This is a genomic window from Providencia rettgeri (genome assembly GCF_001874625.1).
In the GTDB taxonomy this organism is placed as follows: Bacteria; Pseudomonadota; Gammaproteobacteria; order Enterobacterales; family Enterobacteriaceae; genus Providencia; species Providencia huashanensis.
The window spans coordinates 60,525-79,364 of sequence record NZ_CP017671.1; the positions used below are offsets into that span (position 1 = coordinate 60,525).

10 protein-coding genes, 2 tRNA genes, 3 rRNA genes and 1 pseudogene are annotated in these 18,840 nt (G+C 42.5%); 10 read left to right on the forward strand and 6 right to left on the reverse strand.

The window, feature by feature from the left end; translation table 11 throughout:
- Window positions 1-54: 54 nt before the first annotated feature.
- Window positions 55-747 carry a FadR/GntR family transcriptional regulator gene (locus RB151_RS00245; RefSeq protein WP_042846819.1) on the reverse strand — a complete coding sequence of 231 codons (693 nt, stop codon included), beginning with the start codon at window positions 745-747 and terminating at the stop codon, window positions 55-57.
- A gap of 545 nt (window positions 748-1,292) precedes the next feature.
- Between RB151_RS00245 and RB151_RS00250 the strand changes: the two genes are divergently transcribed.
- The 7 genes and pseudogenes from RB151_RS00250 to RB151_RS23550 all read left to right on the forward strand — a co-directional run.
- A 16S ribosomal RNA gene (locus RB151_RS00250) occupies window positions 1,293-2,832 on the forward strand.
- 65 nt (window positions 2,833-2,897) lie between these two features.
- Window positions 2,898-2,974, forward strand: a tRNA-Ile gene (locus RB151_RS00255).
- Between the two features lie 125 nt (window positions 2,975-3,099).
- Window positions 3,100-3,175: transfer RNA gene (locus RB151_RS00260), tRNA-Ala, on the forward strand.
- A 336-nt stretch (window positions 3,176-3,511) separates the two neighbouring features.
- Window positions 3,512-6,420, forward strand: a 23S ribosomal RNA gene (locus RB151_RS00265).
- Between the two features lie 146 nt (window positions 6,421-6,566).
- A 5S ribosomal RNA gene (rrf, locus tag RB151_RS00270) occupies window positions 6,567-6,682 on the forward strand.
- The 16S, 23S and 5S rRNA genes sit together here with 2 tRNA genes alongside, the layout of an rRNA operon.
- A gap of 1,738 nt (window positions 6,683-8,420) precedes the next feature.
- Window positions 8,421-8,849, forward strand: a complete 429-nt coding sequence (locus RB151_RS00275; RefSeq protein WP_042848646.1) for a hypothetical protein — start codon at window positions 8,421-8,423, stop codon at window positions 8,847-8,849.
- A gap of 215 nt (window positions 8,850-9,064) precedes the next feature.
- Window positions 9,065-9,603 (forward strand): annotated as a pseudogene (locus RB151_RS23550) (IS4 family transposase); the annotation flags it as partial.
- Between the two features lie 169 nt (window positions 9,604-9,772).
- Here the strand turns inward: RB151_RS23550 and actP are convergent.
- The 3 genes from actP to acs form a co-directional block, all read right to left on the reverse strand.
- A complete protein-coding gene (actP, locus tag RB151_RS00280; RefSeq protein WP_048605606.1) occupies window positions 9,773-11,422 on the reverse strand; it encodes a cation/acetate symporter ActP in 1,650 nt (549 codons plus the stop codon).
- Entirely contained in the window at window positions 11,419-11,730 is a 312-nt protein-coding gene (locus tag RB151_RS00285) for a DUF485 domain-containing protein (protein WP_004906633.1), read from the reverse strand. Before RB151_RS00285 ends, actP begins: the two co-directional genes overlap by 4 nt.
- A gap of 196 nt (window positions 11,731-11,926) precedes the next feature.
- Complete coding sequence (gene acs / locus RB151_RS00290) at window positions 11,927-13,882, reverse strand: acetate--CoA ligase (protein WP_042848644.1); 1,956 nt, start codon at window positions 13,880-13,882, stop codon at window positions 11,927-11,929.
- A 418-nt stretch (window positions 13,883-14,300) separates the two neighbouring features.
- Here acs and sodA point away from each other — a divergent pair, with 418 nt between their 5' ends.
- Both sodA and yiiM read left to right on the forward strand, forming a co-directional pair.
- The gene (sodA, locus tag RB151_RS00295; RefSeq protein ID WP_071548806.1) at window positions 14,301-14,927 is read left to right on the forward strand and encodes a superoxide dismutase [Mn]; all 627 of its coding nucleotides are present in this window, start codon (window positions 14,301-14,303) and stop codon (window positions 14,925-14,927) included.
- Window positions 14,928-15,067: 140 nt separating this feature from the next.
- Window positions 15,068-15,748, forward strand: coding sequence for a 6-hydroxyaminopurine reductase (gene yiiM / locus RB151_RS00300; RefSeq protein WP_042848643.1), 681 nt, complete (start codon window positions 15,068-15,070; stop codon window positions 15,746-15,748).
- Between the two features lie 80 nt (window positions 15,749-15,828).
- Here yiiM and RB151_RS00305 read toward each other — a convergent pair whose 3' ends face one another.
- Complete coding sequence (locus RB151_RS00305; RefSeq protein WP_048605603.1) at window positions 15,829-16,665, reverse strand: hypothetical protein; 837 nt, start codon at window positions 16,663-16,665, stop codon at window positions 15,829-15,831.
- A 232-nt stretch (window positions 16,666-16,897) separates the two neighbouring features.
- Here RB151_RS00305 and RB151_RS00310 point away from each other — a divergent pair, with 232 nt between their 5' ends.
- The gene (locus RB151_RS00310; protein ID WP_042848667.1) at window positions 16,898-17,803 is read left to right on the forward strand and encodes a LysR substrate-binding domain-containing protein; all 906 of its coding nucleotides are present in this window, start codon (window positions 16,898-16,900) and stop codon (window positions 17,801-17,803) included.
- Between the two features lie 40 nt (window positions 17,804-17,843).
- Here the strand turns inward: RB151_RS00310 and RB151_RS00315 are convergent, their stop codons facing one another.
- A complete protein-coding gene (locus tag RB151_RS00315; RefSeq protein ID WP_042848640.1) occupies window positions 17,844-18,719 on the reverse strand; it encodes a pirin family protein in 876 nt (291 codons plus the stop codon).
- Between the last annotated feature and the right edge of the window lie 121 nt (window positions 18,720-18,840).

The window sequence follows — 18,840 nt, forward strand, 5'->3', positions numbered from 1 at the left end:
CAGTTACCTATCTAAAAAATTGAATTCCAAAATCGGTGAGTTATCTCGTTAGTTTTATTTCTGAGTATTCGTTAATAAGCTATAGCAAAAATTAAGGGCATCTGCACTTTTGCCTTCAATAATTGCATTCGCGAGCTGTTGATGTGTATCAACTTCAATTACTTCATTATCAGTGATTACATCAAAATAACGCTGATAGATAGAGCGAAACAGATTAGCAAAAGAGATCAAAAAAGGGTTAGCGCAAGCTTTATAGATAGTTAAATGAAAATGGTAGTCAATTTTTATCCATCGTTCTCTATCAAATTCTTTTGCTAGTAATTGCATTTCACTCGCTAAAAGTTGTAAAGATTGTTTTTGTTCTTGTGTTGCATGTAATGCAGCAAGATAACAAGCTTGGGGCTCAATTGCGAGACGAACAACTTTAAAATGTTTAATAACAACGGACTGTTCTTCGCTATTCGACCACCACTTTAAAAGGTCTTGGTCCAAAAAATTCCAATTTGAAGAAGGCATCACACGAGTACCAATTTTAGGGCGGGCTAATACCATTCCTTTTGCCGCGAGTATTTTTATTGCTTCTCTTATTGCTGTTCTGCTTGCTTGGAATTGTTCTGATAAATCTAATTCATTGGGTAAAATGGAGTCAGGTAAATAGGTACTGCTTAAAATTAACTGTCCAAGATTCTCTGCAATAATATAAGAGCGGTTCTTCTGTGAGGCAGTTTGTTGCTTACTTAATTCCATAATTCATCTCAATACGCATTTCTTAGATACTTATATTACGCGAGTAAATGAATAATTGCTGCTGAAATAGTCAATATACAGACCTTATTTAACTTATAAAGCCTGTTTTGGCTAAAAAAAACGCGAACAAAATAAAAAAACAAAAAAACACTTGCTAGATTTTCTGGGCTCCCTATAATGCGCATCCGTTGTCACGATAAACCGGCTCGAAGAAAACCTCGAAGCCTTGTGATAACAGAGGTGAGAAAGAAAAAGTTGAAAATAAACGCTTGACTTTCTAAATAAAAAACGTAATATACGTCACCTCGCGACAACGACCTAAGTTAATAAAAACTGAGTCGAATTTCCAAAAGAAATGTCGCAACGCTCTTTAACAATTTATCAGACAATCTGTGTGGGCACTCACAGGACACTATCAAAAAAATATTTGATTTTAAGTCTTGAAGAGTGACTAACACGTTAATTCATATATATGAACTAATAGGTAATCTGGTTTCTTCGGAAATCAGGCGACAGTAAACATTCTTTGAGCATCAAGCTACTTTTAATTGAAGAGTTTGATCATGGCTCAGATTGAACGCTGGCGGCAGGCCTAACACATGCAAGTCGAGCGGTAACAGGGGAAGCTTGCTTCTCGCTGACGAGCGGCGGACGGGTGAGTAATGTATGGGGATCTGCCCGATAGAGGGGGATAACCACTGGAAACGGTGGCTAATACCGCATAATCTCTTAGGAGCAAAGCAGGGGAACTTCGGTCCTTGCGCTATCGGATGAACCCATATGGGATTAGCTAGTAGGTGGGGTAATGGCTCACCTAGGCGACGATCCCTAGCTGGTCTGAGAGGATGATCAGCCACACTGGGACTGAGACACGGCCCAGACTCCTACGGGAGGCAGCAGTGGGGAATATTGCACAATGGGCGCAAGCCTGATGCAGCCATGCCGCGTGTATGAAGAAGGCCCTAGGGTTGTAAAGTACTTTCAGTCGGGAGGAAGGCGTTGATGCTAATATCATCAACGATTGACGTTACCGACAGAAGAAGCACCGGCTAACTCCGTGCCAGCAGCCGCGGTAATACGGAGGGTGCAAGCGTTAATCGGAATTACTGGGCGTAAAGCGCACGCAGGCGGTTGATTAAGTTAGATGTGAAATCCCCGGGCTTAACCTGGGAATGGCATCTAAGACTGGTCAGCTAGAGTCTTGTAGAGGGGGGTAGAATTCCATGTGTAGCGGTGAAATGCGTAGAGATGTGGAGGAATACCGGTGGCGAAGGCGGCCCCCTGGACAAAGACTGACGCTCAGGTGCGAAAGCGTGGGGAGCAAACAGGATTAGATACCCTGGTAGTCCACGCTGTAAACGATGTCGATTTGAAGGTTGTTCCCTTGAGGAGTGGCTTTCGGAGCTAACGCGTTAAATCGACCGCCTGGGGAGTACGGCCGCAAGGTTAAAACTCAAATGAATTGACGGGGGCCCGCACAAGCGGTGGAGCATGTGGTTTAATTCGATGCAACGCGAAGAACCTTACCTACTCTTGACATCCAGAGAACTTAGCAGAGATGCTTTGGTGCCTTCGGGAACTCTGAGACAGGTGCTGCATGGCTGTCGTCAGCTCGTGTTGTGAAATGTTGGGTTAAGTCCCGCAACGAGCGCAACCCTTATCCTTTGTTGCCAGCGATTCGGTCGGGAACTCAAAGGAGACTGCCGGTGATAAACCGGAGGAAGGTGGGGATGACGTCAAGTCATCATGGCCCTTACGAGTAGGGCTACACACGTGCTACAATGGCGTATACAAAGAGAAGCGACCTCGCGAGAGCAAGCGGAACTCATAAAGTACGTCGTAGTCCGGATTGGAGTCTGCAACTCGACTCCATGAAGTCGGAATCGCTAGTAATCGTAGATCAGAATGCTACGGTGAATACGTTCCCGGGCCTTGTACACACCGCCCGTCACACCATGGGAGTGGGTTGCAAAAGAAGTAGGTAGCTTAACCTTCGGGAGGGCGCTTACCACTTTGTGATTCATGACTGGGGTGAAGTCGTAACAAGGTAACCGTAGGGGAACCTGCGGTTGGATCACCTCCTTACCATTGAAGTGTTTTTGTGAAGTGCTCACACAGATTGTCTGATGAAATAGAGTAGCAGTATCAATAGGCTTGTAGCTCAGGTGGTTAGAGCGCACCCCTGATAAGGGTGAGGTCGGTGGTTCAAGTCCACTCAGGCCTACCAAAATCGAATTGATGCAGCGTTATAAATCAGCTCGTTTACTCAAAAGTAAACGTCGCCAATTTATGCCTTGCCTAAATCCGATTTGTCATTTTAATGACTGAGATTGATACTGAAATTACCTTTATGGGGCTATAGCTCAGCTGGGAGAGCGCCTGCCTTGCACGCAGGAGGTCAGCGGTTCGATCCCGCTTAGCTCCACCATAAATTTTTCTGATTATTCAGAATAGATTAGTTAAATAGTCTATTGCGAATAATTATGCTCTTTAACAATCTGGAACAAGCTGAAAATTGAAAACAACGCACATTGTTTATCGCTTAAACAATGTGAGAGTCTCTCAAAAATCTCAACTTGAAGTGTTTTTCAAACACACAAACGAGTGGCATGAGCGAGCAGTGTGAAATCCAAGGCGGCTAGCGCACAGCAAGCGCAGCGTACAATAGTACGTGAGCATTGCGAGCACTACCCAACGAAGAAGTTCACCACGCACAGCCATGACGTTAAGTGTCGTCTGATAAGAAGACACCTTCGGGTTGTGAGGTTAAGCGACTAAGCGTACACGGTGGATGCCTAGGCAATCAGAGGCGATGAAGGACGTGCTAATCTGCGATAAGCGTCGGTAAGGTGATATGAACCGTTATACCCGACGATTTCCGAATGGGGAAACCCAGTGCAATTCGTTGCACTATCGTTTGATGAATACATAGTCAAACGAAGCGAACCGGGGGAACTGAAACATCTCAGTACCCCGAGGAAAAGAAATCAACCGAGATTCCCCTAGTAGCGGCGAGCGAACGGGGAGCAGCCCAGAGTCTTAATCAGCATTAGTATCAGGAGAACGGTCTGGAAAGTCCGGCAGTAAAGGGTGATAGCCCCGTATCTGAAGATATTAGTGTTGTGAACTCGACGAGTAGGGCGGGACACGTGTTATCCTGTCTGAATATGGGGGGACCATCCTCCAAGGCTAAATACTCCTGATTGACCGATAGTGAACCAGTACCGTGAGGGAAAGGCGAAAAGAACCCCGGCGAGGGGAGTGAAATAGAACCTGAAACCGTGTACGTACAAGCAGTGGGAGCCTTGATTTATCAGGGTGACTGCGTACCTTTTGTATAATGGGTCAGCGACTTATATTCTGTAGCAAGGTTAACCGTATAGGGGAGCCGTAGGGAAACCGAGTCTTAACTGGGCGAATGAGTTGCAGGGTATAGACCCGAAACCCGGTGATCTAGCCATGGGCAGGTTGAAGGTTGGGTAACACTAACTGGAGGACCGAACCGACTAATGTTGAAAAATTAGCGGATGACTTGTGGCTGGGGGTGAAAGGCCAATCAAACCGGGAGATAGCTGGTTCTCCCCGAAAGCTATTTAGGTAGCGCCTCGTGAACTCATCTTCGGGGGTAGAGCACTGTTTCGACTAGGGGGTCATCCCGACTTACCAACTCGATGCAAACTACGAATACCGAAGAATGTTATCACGGGAGACACACGGCGGGTGCTAACGTTCGTCGTGAAGAGGGAAACAACCCAGACCGCCAGCTAAGGTCCCAAAGTCATAGTTAAGTGGGAAACGAAGTGGGAAGGCTCAGACAGCCAGGATGTTGGCTTAGAAGCAGCCATCATTTAAAGAAAGCGTAATAGCTCACTGGTCGAGTCGGCCTGCGCGGAAGATGTAACGGGGCTAAACTATGCACCGAAGCTGCGGCAGCGATATGTAAATATTGTTGGGTAGGGGAGCGTTCTGTAAGCCTGTGAAGGTGTACTGTGAGGTATGCTGGAGGTATCAGAAGTGCGAATGCTGACATAAGTAACGATAATGCGGGTGAAAAACCCGCACGCCGGAAGACCAAGGGTTCCTGTCCAACGTTAATCGGGGCAGGGTGAGTCGACCCCTAAGGCGAGGCAGAAATGCGTAGTCGATGGGAAACGGGTTAATATTCCCGTACTGGTGATAATTGCGATGGGGGGACGGAGAAGGCTAGGCTGGCCGGGCGACGGTTGTCCCGGTTTAAGGATGTAGGCAGGTGAATTAGGCAAATCCGGTTCACTATATGCTGAGGTCTGATGACGAGTCACTACGGTGGCGAAGTAGCTCATGCCCCGCTTCCAGGAAAAGCCTCTAAGCTCTAGATTATCACTAATCGTACCCCAAACCGACACAGGTGGTCAGGTAGAGAATACTCAGGCGCTTGAGAGAACTCGGGTGAAGGAACTAGGCAAAATGGTGCCGTAACTTCGGGAGAAGGCACGCTGGCGCTAGGTGAAGTGGTTTACCCATGGAGCTGAAGCCAGTCGCAGATACCAGCTGGCTGCAACTGTTTATTAAAAACACAGCACTGTGCAAACACGAAAGTGGACGTATACGGTGTGACGCCTGCCCGGTGCTGGAAGGTTAATTGATGGGGTTATCCGTAAGGAGAAGCTCTTGATCGAAGCCCCAGTAAACGGCGGCCGTAACTATAACGGTCCTAAGGTAGCGAAATTCCTTGTCGGGTAAGTTCCGACCTGCACGAATGGCGTAATGATGGCCAGGCTGTCTCCACCCGAGACTCAGTGAAATTGAACTCGCTGTGAAGATGCAGTGTACCCGCGGCAAGACGGAAAGACCCCGTGAACCTTTACTATAGCTTGACACTGAACATTGAGCCTTGATGTGTAGGATAGGTGGGAGGCTTTGAAGTGTGGACGCCAGTCTGCATGGAGCCAACCTTGAAATACCACCCTTTAATGTTTGATGTTCTAACGTTGCCCCGTTATCCGGGGTGCGGACAGTGTCTGGTGGGTAGTTTGACTGGGGCGGTCTCCTCCCAAAGAGTAACGGAGGAGCACGAAGGTTGGCTAAGCATGGTCGGACATCATGCGGTTAGTGCAAAGGCATAAGCCAGCTTGACTGCGAGAGTGACGGCTCGAGCAGGTACGAAAGTAGGTCTTAGTGATCCGGTGGTTCTGAATGGAAGGGCCATCGCTCAACGGATAAAAGGTACTCCGGGGATAACAGGCTGATACCGCCCAAGAGTTCATATCGACGGCGGTGTTTGGCACCTCGATGTCGGCTCATCACATCCTGGGGCTGAAGTAGGTCCCAAGGGTACGGCTGTTCGCCGTTTAAAGTGGTACGCGAGCTGGGTTTAGAACGTCGTGAGACAGTTCGGTCCCTATCTGCCGTGGGCGTTGGAAGATTGAAAGGGGCTGCTCCTAGTACGAGAGGACCGGAGTGGACGCACCACTGGTGTTCGGGTTGTCATGCCAATGGCATTGCCCGGTAGCTAAGTGCGGAAGAGATAACCGCTGAAAGCATCTAAGCGGGAAACTTGCCTTGAGATGAGTCTTCCCTGACCCTTTAAGGGTCCTAAAGGAACGTTTAAGACTAAGACGTTGATAGGTTGGGTGTGTAAGCATAGCGATATGTTGAGCTAACCAATACTAATGAACCGTGAGGCTTAACCTGACAACACCGAAGGTGTTTTAGAGATTGAGAGATGAGGTTGATTCAATGAGCGTGAGAAGCCGAGAGGCGAGGGACACAGCAGCTTGTTCAAGATTGCAGTTCTGGTTTAGTGACGAAATGCGCTAAACGGGAACAAACCGAATTTGTCTGGCGGCAATAGCGCGGTGGTCCCACCTGACCCCATGCCGAACTCAGCAGTGAAACGCCGTAGCGCCGATGGTAGTGTGGGGTCTCCCCATGTGAGAGTAGGGAACTGCCAGACATTAAATTAGTGAGAAAGCCACCCATTGGGTGGCTTTTTTGCGTTTGGGGGGTAGGTGATGAGGCGTGGCAGTGTGGAGCGAAGAGTGAGGTGTTCAGTCTCAGGGCGACTCTGATTGTGAGGGCTCTGCCTAGGGTAATGAGGCATTGAGACCACTGCATATTTTATTATCCTGTAGGCTAACTTCTAACTGCTAACTTCTAACTTCTAACTTCTAACTTCTAACTGCTAACTGCTAACTGCTAACTGCTAACTGCTAACTGCTAACTGCTAACTGCTAACTGCTAACTGCTAACTGCTAACTGCTAATGTCTAGCTTTTAAATTAACAGTCTGATTAGCAGAGGACTAGGTTAACCCCTCATTACTACAGAGATATTCTTTTCCTGCCCATCTCGTTTTAACTTATTTATTCCTCAATCTTCAAGCTTTCGGTTGGTCGTGATTTGAGGCGGTGTTAATCCTCCCTCAACGGTGCAATAACATTGTTATGTTGAATAAGTGTGTGGAATTTAAAGTAGTAAGTAACAACTCACTTATCGGGGTGAGTTTAATATGCTGAAAAATAAAATTAAATCAATTACCTACGGGAGGAGCTAAGCTGGGAGTAGAGAAGTTTGGTACTAGTTTATGCGGAAAGTGTAATGATATTGGTGTGGTGAATAGGAGTGTCGTATTTAAAGTAGTGAGTAACAACTCACTGAGTTGGGGGATCAAATGCAGTGTGAAGCTAGCGTGAGTTTGGCTGTAGAGTAAGGACTGAGCAAGGCATGAGGAAGTTGGGCATCAGTTCACTCTGAATGCACAGTGATATTGATGTGTTGAATGGGCATGTCGGATTTAAAGTAGTAAGTAACAACTCACTTATCGGGGTTAGTTTAATATGCTGAAAAATAAAATTAAATCAATTACCTACGGGAGGAGCTAAGCTGGGAGTAGAGAAGTTTGGTACTAGTTTATGCGGAAAGTGTAATGATATTGGTATGGTGAATAGGTGTGTCGTATTTAAAGTAGTGAGTAACAACTCACTTATCGAGGTTGGTTTAATCCACTGAAAAAATAAGAATAAATTAATCAGCTAGGGAAAGGCTAAGCTGGAGCTAGAGAAGTTTGGCACTAGTTTATGCGGAAAGTGTAATGATATTGGTGTGGTGAATAGGTGTGTCGGATCTAAAGTAGTGAGTAACAATTCACATTTCTAATGTAGTAACAGGAATGAGGAAAATTATTTGTCTTTACTGCTGATATGCCGCTAGCTTGCTTTATTGAGAGATAGATTATTTATAATTGATTAAAAATAATAATGACTAAATGAAACTACTTTACTTGTTTTTCCTTCTTTTGCCATAAAATATCTATCGGTTTAATGGTTTTTATGGTGTTAATTAGTTCATTAATAACGTCTGTTTTTTCATAAATAAACTCATAAATATCAATAGATAAAAATAAACTAATCAATTTTACTCATATAGAAAATAAATATTCCTTTAGCCAGTTTACGATAGAAAAAAACGCAATTGTTTATTTTTTTATATAAAAATTGTTAAATTGATGTTTCATTTACTTACATTTATACTATTTTAAAGTAGTTAATATCATTTCAAGTTATCACGTTATAGATGAAGTTTGCTTATAAATGAAATTATCAAAGGAAATAGTTAGCGTTCTGATACGAAAGATAATCGACTAAGCGCGCTGTATTTCTGGTTAACAATGTCTGTGTACCAAAGGTGGATCAGATGAATAAAACAAAAAGTGCGAATCAAAAAATTTTTGATCAGATCCTTTCTGTGAATAAGCAGAAAGAGAATGAATTTAACAATGGCCAAGATGGCGCCACGATCCTTTCCTTACTTGTGATGTTCTTTGTTCCATTTTTACTGCTAAATGTCGTAAGAAATGCTATTGGGATTGATTATAGTTTTGCTTCTGTTATTGGGATGCTGGCAATTAGTGGGATTATTACTATCGCACTGTTTAAGACATTAAAAATTAGCTCTCAATTTGCAGATAAACATATTGTTTTAGACCGATTGCTTTCTCGTTACACACCGAAAAATAAACAAGAATTCCAACAATTACAAGAGGAAAGAAAAACAAAATCTGCCGATTTTTATTCTCTTGTAGAAGATTGGGTTAATGTAGAAAAACAATACTATGCAAGATAGAACCGAATAACGATAATAAAAATATTCTTAAATATTATTAATATCCTTCTTTTCTCTACGCAGAAAGAAGGATTTTTTTTGTCTGACCTAAACCACCCACCTCCTTATGAGGCTGTCTTTTATACATAAGTCCTTCACATTATCTGAGAAATTTTTTTGAACTAAATGCTTAGCTTACGATCAGCTCTTCAACGGATTTAATTGGGGCTCCTGAGATGATGGAAAGTAATAATGAGCGGGCTAAAGAACAACGTGCACATACTAAACTTGGAGAACCAAAAAGACCGGTCAGGTTTGTAATAAATGGCCTCAAACTTGGCTCGGTATCCAAGTAAATCGGTAGTAAAATCGTTTAGCTCACTGGCCAGTATGGAGGGAGATAGGAACGTTAACATACCCGCAGAGAATATTAGTGAAGCCATTTTTAGTGCGACAGTAAAACTGGTCACTGCTATTCCTTTCTTCTCGCGATAGAAGATGCTACCAAGCTACAATCATCGTCCTACTCAAGCAGATTTAGGGTATGTGAACCAAGGTAATCATCATCGAGGTTTGCTTACTCATAGCCTTTTGTTGTTTGCTCCTAAAACACTTAATGTTATCAGGTTAATTGAACAATAAAGATGGTCGAAAGACCTGAGATATCCGTTGTAAGGGTTTAAAATGACCTTACAAAGAAAAAGAAGGTGATAAATGGGAAAGAGCATTATGTAATATCGCTGTTTATCTAGGCACCACGGTAGCTAATGTTATCGTGAAGCTGACGTCTAGAAAAAGAGGTAGATAAGTTTTACTCGAAAGATTGCTGATAGGGTTACACTATTAGCCTGCATCCTTATTGGAGCAATCACTGCGTGGTTTTAGTCTGACAATAACAAACGGCTCGATACACTGAACCGTTTGTTGTGGTAATAAAGTCAGATTTAGTGAGACTTACCTTGTTCAATACCCAAACCAATTTGTGAACGAATAAATTGCTCTTTAAAGCGTTCTCTTTCCATTTTCCCTTGTTCTGAATTGTCAGTAACAGAGAATAACCATGAGGCAACGAATGCAACAATCATGGAGAAGAAAGCAGGATATTCATATGGATAGATTGGTTTTTCATGATGAAGAATGCTGACCCATATAGTTGGACCTAGGATCATTAAGACAACGGCGGTAATCAGCCCTAACCAGCCTCCTGCTAATGCACCGCGAGTCGTGAGTTTGCGCCAGTACATTGATAGTAAAATAATAGGGAAGTTACAGCTTGCAGCGATGGAGAATGCTAAGCCGACCATGAAAGCAATATTTTGTTTTTCAAACAAAATACCAAGGCCAATTGCAACAAAACCTAAGATGACAACCGTAATTTTTGAAACGCGTAATTCATCTTTTTCGTCAGCCTTACCATTTTTCATTGCCATCGCATAAAGGTCATGAGATACCGCAGAAGCGCCTGCGAGTGTCAATCCAGCAACAACCGCAAGGATGGTGGCGAAGGCAACCGCAGAAATAAAGCCAAGGAAGAAATTGCCCCCAACAGCATCAGCAAGGTGAACTGCAGCCATATTAGTTCCGCCAATGAGCGCCCCAGCAGCATCTTTAAATGCAGGATTTGAACTGACAAGCACAATAGCGCCGAAACCAATAATGAAAGTCAGTATATAGAAATAACCGATAAATCCTGTTGCATAGAACACACTCTTACGCGCTTCTTTGGCATCACTTACGGTAAAGAAACGCATAATAATATGAGGAAGACCGGCGGTACCAAACATTAATGCCAAGCCAAGCGATAAGGCGGATATCGGGTCAGATACTAGGCCTCCAGGGCTCATAATAGAAATGCCATTCTTATGGATTTCTACAGCCTCTTTAAATAATGTATTGAAATTAAAGCCTACATGTTTCATGACCATAACCGCCATGAATGTTGCACCAGCAAGTAAGAGAATGGCTTTGATGATTTGTACCCATGTAGTTGCTAGCATCCCACCAAATAATACGTACAACACCATGAGAATACCAACGATAACCACGGCTACATGATAATTTAAGCCAAATAATAATTCGATCAGTTTACCTGCCCCAACCATCTGGGCAATGAGATAGAGTGCTACAACGACAAGTGAGCCAACAGCAGACAAAATACGAATTGGTCTTTGTTTTAATCGGTAAGATGCTACGTCAGCAAAAGTGTAGCGACCTAAATTTCGTAAGCGCTCGGCAATTAAGAATAGAATGATCGGCCAGCCAATTAAAAAGCCAATCGAGTAAATTAAGCCATCATAGCCAGAAGTATAAACAAGAGCGGAGATCCCCAAGAAAGAAGCTGCAGACATAAAGTCCCCTGCAATTGCCATCCCATTTTGGAACCCTGTAATTTTCCCACCGGCAGTATAGTAATCGGAGCGAGAACGTGTTCTTTTTGATGCCCAGTAGGTGATATATAACGTGAAGCCAACAAAAAGTAAGAACATGATAATTGCTTGAATATTGATAGGCTGACGTTCCACATCCCCTGTCAATGCGTCTGCAAACACGATTGATGAGGTAAAAAAGAGAATGAGTGAGAGCAATATTTTCATTTTTCTACCTCTTTTAAGATTTCTGCCGTTAAACGGTCATATTCACCGTTGGCACGAATAACATATAGCCCAGTTAATACAAATGAAATGACGATTAGCCCTACACCGACAGGGATCCCCCTTGTGATGTAAGAGCCTTCAGAGATAGGTGTACCTAACCAGCTTGGATCAAAAGCGATAAGAAAAATAAAACCTACATACAACACGAGCGTTATTATCGATAACAACCATGAAAAGCGACTACGTTTCCTGACCAATTCCTTGAAGCGAGGGTTATCCTCTACCTTTTCGTAAGCAGTAGCATTCATCAGAGTTCTCCTCTGTTATACTCGTCATACTTCAAGTTGCAGTGTCGTTGGCGGTGTTCACTCGTACTAGTCACATATCTATATATGCTCTTAGTGACTCATTCACTTGCCTTCTAGTTGCACCTCAAATTATTTAGAGTAAATCGTCTTATTGGGATGTATGTAAGGCCACCCGGTAAAGGCGGCCCTTTTGGCGTTATGACATACTCATAGACTGTTTTTCTTCGAGTAGTTTTTCGACAACACCTGGATCTGCCAGAGTGGAGGTATCTCCAAAGTTACTGGTATCTCCTGATGCAATTTTTCGTAGGATACGACGCATGATTTTACCGGAACGGGTTTTTGGTAATGAATCCGTCCAGTGAAGAACATCCGGTGTTGCAATTGGACCAATTTCTTTACGAACCCAATTGCGAACTTCTGTGTATAGCTCTGGAGATGGCTCAACCCCTGATATTAATGTGACATAAGCATAAATTGCTTGGCCTTTAATATTGTGAGGAATACCAACTACTGCGGCTTCAGCCACTTTTGGATGTGCAACGAGGGCTGATTCTATCTCTGCGGTACCTAAACGGTGACCTGAGATATTCAATACATCGTCAACACGACCTGTGATCCAATAATAGCCATCTTCATCACGGCGAGCACCATCTCCACTAAAGTACATACCTTTAAAGGTTGAGAAATAAGTTTGCTCGAAACGCTCGTGATCGCCAAATAAAGTACGGGCTTGCCCCGGCCATGAATCGACAATCACTAAATTACCTTCTGTAGCCCCTTCGATAGGCTCACCAAGGTTATCAACTAATGCAGGTCGAACACCAAAGAAAGGTAAAGTTGCGGAACCGGGTTTCAATGTTGTTGCACCGGGAAGTGGTGTGATCATGAAGCCACCAGTTTCTGTCTGCCACCATGTATCAACCACAGGGCATCGGCTATTACCAATTTTTTTGTAGAACCATTCCCATGCTTCAGGATTAATGGGTTCCCCCACAGAGCCTAAGATGCGCAGAGAACTACGATCAGTGCCTTCAATGGCTTTATCACCTTCAGCCATTAACGCACGGATTGCAGTTGGTGCAGTGTAGAGGATATTGACTTGGTGTTTATCAACAACCTGACTCATTCTGTTTACTGATGGATAGTTAGGCACACCTTCAAACATTAAGGTTTTTGCCCCATTGGATAATGGCCCATATAACAAGTAACTATGGCCGGTAACCCAACCCACATCAGCAGTACACCAATAGACTTCACCTGGGTGATAGTCGAAAGTGTATTTAAACGTGAGCGTTGCATAAACTAAATAGCCCCCAGTGGTATGGAGGACACCTTTAGGTTTACCTGTAGAACCAGAGGTATACAGAATGAATAGGGGGTCTTCAGCACTGATTTCTTCAGGAGGACAGTCTGTACTGACACCTTTAACCACGTCATGCCACCATAAGTCACGTCCTTCAACCCAACTCGGTGGATTACCGGTACGCTGATAGACGATCACATTGGATACGGTGGTTACATGTGGGTTGGCTAGTGCATCATCCACATTTTTTTTCAGGGGGATTGCACGGCCTGCGCGTAGGCCTTCATCAGCAGTGATGATAAGCTTGGCTTTACAGTCAATGACACGACCAGAGACTGCCTCAGGAGAGAAACCCGCAAAAATGACTGTATGGATGGCACCAATACGAGCACAAGCTAGCATGGCTACAGCGGCTTCTACAACCATTGGCATATAGATAGCAACGACATCGCCTTTGCGGATACCTTGTTGCTTTAACACATTTGCAAACTGACAAACATCTTGATGCAATTCACGGTAAGTGACATTTTTTGACGATGATGGGTCATCGCCTTCCCAAATAATAGCTACTTGGTCGCCTTTTTCAGCCAGATGACGATCCAAACAGTTTGCACTTAAATTTAAAGTGCCATCTTCAAACCAACGGATATCGATATGTCCGGGGTCAAAAGACGTGTTCTTGACACGGGTGTACGGTTTAATCCAATCAACGATTTTTCCTTTTTCGCCCCAAAATCCTTCAGGGTCTTGAATCGAGCGTTGGTACTCATCGTTATACTGTTGTTCGTTTATCAGGGCATTTTTTGCAATTTCAGCAGGAACGGGATGTTTAGTTATTTGAGTCATATTATTATCTCCTTGCAGATGTTAATACTATGTCAAAAAATGGTTAACTAAAGCACGAAATATAAATTTGTTTTTCTTTTGCGCGGAAGATCACGTATTAATTGTAATGGGATTTGCAGAATTATCATTTGATGCTAAATATTAAATTAGTGTATTAACCTTAAAATATAGCAAATGTTAGAATTAAAGAAAAATAAAAGGCGGTGATATTGGTATTAGTTACTGTATAAGGGAGTTCTTGTAGCGAATGAGAAAACCCACATTTTTTTTATGGATTTGATAATGATTTTCATTAACAGTAAAATAACTATAATAGATAGTAATTCACAAGGTGCGAAGTTAAGCAAGTGCATACCCTATGAGCCTTGTGGTGAAAAATGAGAAACATAGCGGTATTTACGTCACTGGAGACAATAATATGAGTTATACATTACCTGCTTTACCTTATGCTTATGATGCGTTGGAACCACATTTTGACAAACAGACCATGGAAATCCACCACACTAAGCACCATCAAACCTATGTGACTAACACAAATACAGCGTTAGAAAAACAGCCAGAATTAGCAGGTTTGGACATCGATGTTCTGATTCAAAAATTAGATCAAATTCCAGCTGATCAGCGCACTTTTGTACGCAACAACGCTGGTGGTCACTCAAACCATAGTCTGTTCTGGAAAGGTTTGAAATTAGGTACTGAATTAAAAGGCGAACTGAAAGCGGCTATTGAACGCGATTTCGGTAGCGTTGATGCATTTAAAGAAGTATTTGAAAAAGCTGCTGCAACTCGTTTTGGTTCAGGTTGGGCATGGCTGGTTCTGAAAGATGACGGTAAATTAGCTGTTGTTTCTACAGCTAACCAAGATAGCCCATTGATGGGTGAAGCTATCTCAGGTGCTTCAGGCTACCCTATCATTGGTTTAGATGTGTGGGAACACGCTTATTACTTGAAATTCCAAAACCGCCGTCCTGATTATATTAAAGCGTTCTGGTCCGTTGTTAACTGGGACGAAGCTGCCGCACGTTTTGCAGCAAAAGCTAAATAATTAATTTTTTAATTAAATAACGAGTGGGCGTAGCATCATAGGTGCTACGCCTTTTTATTTTCCGGTGTATTGGATTGTTATCTGTCTTGGCATTCTTTATGATGAAGTCTCTATCGCTATTCAAATGGAGAATATCGTCAATGTCATGTTTACCCCAAGTTTTTATCGGTAAAGTCCAAGAGACTCAATCTTGTGGTCAAAGTGCGATCCATAAACAGGCTGCGGATGGTTTGCTGGCTTTAGGGCAATTAGGGCTAGAAGGGGATGAACAGGCAGAAAAACGTTTCCATGGTGGGCCAGATAGAGCCCTATGTCATTATCCACGTGAGCATTATCATTATTGGTTGAACGCTTACCCTGAGCTTGAGGATTTATTTGTTGCCTCTGCATTTGGGGAAAATATATCAACACAGGGTATGACCGAAGAAAACGTATTTATCGGGGATATTTTTGCATGGGGTAATGCGCGGATACAGGTCACGCAGCCTCGCTCTCCATGTTATAAGCTTAATGGGCTTACGGGGATCGAAAACTTTGCACAGTTGATGCAAGAGCGTGGTTGCTGTGGGTGGCTTTATCGGGTGATAAAAACAGGAAATGTCAGCGAAAACGAACCATTAACGCTATTAAGCCGTAATAGTGACGTTTCAGTACAAGAAGCGATTATGATTGCTTTTCATGCCCCCTATGATGAACAACTCTATCAGCGGTTGCTAAGTGCAGCTGGGTTATCCGCAAGCTGGAGTTTAACCATGCAAAATCGCTTAGAACACCACCAGATTGAAGAATTTAGCCACCGCTTGTTTGGAAAACGGGGCTAGGTTGCCGTATCTCAAAGTTAGATATGCCTAATTTTTAATTAGGCGTTTTTCTTTTTTTGGCGTTCCGTTAACTTTTTACTTTATTGTTTACTCAATTCACTACGTTTACTTTGTAGTTCGTTTTGTAATTGCGCTAATTCTGATTCAATTATAGGTATTGCCCTTTTTAAATGAGCTAGCTCTAATTTATAGATTGAAGGCATTTCATTATCGCTCAAGATACGCTGATTATTTGAGGTACTACCACGGATTAGCTTGTCATAATCGTTTTGTAATTTCTCTGTAAGCTGTGTTAATTGTGATTTTAACTGAGTTAATGCTTTAAATTTATTTGGGTTATGTTGATAACTTGAACTGAGTATATTATTTCTCGACTTTTCTATATCACTTTTTAATTTCGATAGGTTCGCCATTAGCCCTGAATATTCTTTATCATTTGGTCTCCAATACGGTTCTTTATATAAGTCATTAATAAATATATCAACTTTAGCTTTTATATTCTGGGTGTTTTCCTTAAGTTCAATAACTCTTTTTTGCTTTATCGTTTTATTTTTGGTCATTAGTTCAATGATATTGAGCGTATTGGCTCTTTGTGGCGCATTGCGTCTGAGCTCATGAATAGAGGCATCAGATAATTTATTAAATGCCATTGTGTATGCCTTATGGATACAGAGAGACTTGTTTTCAATAACGTTAGAATGCTGAAGTGTTAAGGTTTTATTTAGTCTACTAACAGACTCTTGGATATTATAGTAATTGTTAACGGTAAGTTTTTCAGATGAATTGGAGATGTTCTTTAGGAGTTTTTTTATATCAGAATGGCTGATTTTTCCTTTTTTATCCGCTTGGTTAACAGCGGTTTCAAAAAAACACTCAAGTGATGAAGTTGATGGAGTCTGTGGTAATTCTGTACGCATGATATTCTCATTTTAACGGTAGAGGATAATTTTCATGTTTACATAAAATTATTAAAAAAGGCTTTCATTAATACCCCAAAATTATCTGTTTTTTATAATAGGGTCTTTGTTGGCTCGTACGATAAAGCTGAATATAGGTGTGAAAGAATAAATATCGAAGAGGACATTTTTTGAATTTTGAGTAAGATAACGATTTCAAACCTCCAAACACAAAGGTTGGTAAAAACGTATGCTGCAATATGATTTAAATGATCTCTATTACTATGTGAAAGTCGTTGAGCATGGTGGTTTTTCCCAAGCGGGTTTAGCTCTTGGGGTTCCTAAATCTAAGTTAAGCCGACGTATTGCAGATTTAGAGAAAAAGCTAAATGTTTCTTTAATTTATCGTTCAACTCGCCAATTTCATGTCACAGATGTAGGGCAGGTTTTTTATCAGCAATGTAAAAATGTGGTGGATGAAGCCGAAATTGCTCACGAATTGATTTGTTCTGTTCAGTCTCACCCGAAAGGTACGATAAAACTGTCTTGTCCTGTTGCATTGTTGCAAGTGTATCTTAATGAATTACTTGTTGATTTTATGGCGCAATACCCAGATATCGATATTCAGATATTGGCAGTTAATCGCCCTGTTGATGTGATCAGTGAAGGGCTGGATTTGGCAATTAGGGTGCGTTCTTTACCTCTTGATGACTCCGGTCTAATGATGAAAGTGCTGGGGTATTCTCGCAGGATATTGGTTGCAAGTCCGCAGTTATTTGTAGAACGAGGGGCACTCATTGAGCCTGAAAAGCTGGTGGATTACCCGATGTTAGCGAATACAGAGCACTCGCAAAACTATACGTTAACACTGAAAAATAGCGATGACCTGAGTTTTACACAGCATTTCACCCCTAAATTAGCCACAACTGATGTGTTAACGTTATACCGCGCGGCACTTAAAGGGATTGGCATTGCAAGGTTGCCTTATGGCGTGGTGGAAAAGGAAATTGCCTCAGGGGACTTGGTGGAGGTATTACCTGAATGGCGTTTCCCTGAAGATATTATTCATGCGGTTTATCCATCTCGCAAAGGGTTGTTACCATCAGTACAATTATTATTGAATTATTTAGCAGATAACATTTCACCGTCAGTAAAATAACCCCCCAATAGCCTAAGGTTATCGAGGGGTCATACATTATTTATTGTGTTTCAGGAATACGGCCAAATTTGCCGCTGTTGAAGTCATTTACAGCTTTATTAATTTCGTCCATGCTATTCATAACAAATGGGCCGTAACCAACAACCGGTTCGTCAATCGGGTCACCGCTTAGCAGTAATACTAAGGCATCTTCTGTTGCTTCTAGCACAATGTTGCTTTCTGTATTATCAAGGATCATCAGTTCACCTTCATTTAAGGCAGAACGCCCATCAACAAATATTGAACCGCGTAGCATGACTAACCCTACGTTACGACCTGATTTTGTCTGTATGCCAACAGTTTTTCCCTGATTGAGTTGTAAATCCCAAACATCTAACGGGGTATAGGTTTTGGCTGCCCCTTTGTGGCCTAAATAATCCCCTGCAATCACACGCAGTGTGCCTGCTTCGTTCGGCAGTGTGACTTTTGGCATAGTTTGGCTTTCCAATAACTGGTAGCCGGGTGCCGCTGATTTGTCTTTTGCAGGCAAATTGACCCACAGTTGCACCATATCAAGAGTGCCACCTTTTTTCATAAAGGCATCAGACTGATATTCTTGATGCAAAATACCCGATGCCGCAGTCATCCACTGAACATCGCCTGGACCTATCACACCGCCTTCACCAGTAGAATCATGATGAGCTACTTCCCCATCATACACTATCGTAACGGTTTCAAACCCACGATGAGGGTGCTCACCAACTCCTCGATTCTTTGCTTCTGAGCTGGGGAAATTGAAAGGACCTGCTCTATCGAGTAATAAGAATGGGTTGAGGTATTTCCCATGGTTATCGTAAGTAAACATTGAACGGACAGGAAAGCCGTCTCCTACCCAATGGCTACGAGGAGATTGATAGATACCAATAATTTTTTTCATGGTTTTGCTCCTAAACTGTTTTGATGACTGAATAATAAAGGAGCAAATCATTCGGCAGTAGGGGCAAAAATAGGTTTCATTGTTCCAATAAAAGAACAATCAAGGTTGAGGTTATTATCCT

Coding starts and splice junctions, on each gene's coding strand:
- RB151_RS00245 (WP_042846819.1), bottom strand. CDS start 747: ATGGAATTAAGTAAGCAACAAACTGCCTCACAGAAGAACCGCTCTTAT.
- RB151_RS00275 (WP_042848646.1), top strand. CDS start 8,421: ATGAATAAAACAAAAAGTGCGAATCAAAAAATTTTTGATCAGATCCTT.
- actP (WP_048605606.1), bottom strand. CDS start 11,422: ATGAAAATATTGCTCTCACTCATTCTCTTTTTTACCTCATCAATCGTG.
- RB151_RS00285 (WP_004906633.1), bottom strand. CDS start 11,730: ATGAATGCTACTGCTTACGAAAAGGTAGAGGATAACCCTCGCTTCAAG.
- acs (WP_042848644.1), bottom strand. CDS start 13,882: ATGACTCAAATAACTAAACATCCCGTTCCTGCTGAAATTGCAAAAAAT.
- sodA (WP_071548806.1), top strand. CDS start 14,301: ATGAGTTATACATTACCTGCTTTACCTTATGCTTATGATGCGTTGGAA.
- yiiM (WP_042848643.1), top strand. CDS start 15,068: ATGTCATGTTTACCCCAAGTTTTTATCGGTAAAGTCCAAGAGACTCAA.
- RB151_RS00305 (WP_048605603.1), bottom strand. CDS start 16,665: ATGCGTACAGAATTACCACAGACTCCATCAACTTCATCACTTGAGTGT.
- RB151_RS00315 (WP_042848640.1), bottom strand. CDS start 18,719: ATGAAAAAAATTATTGGTATCTATCAATCTCCTCGTAGCCATTGGGTA.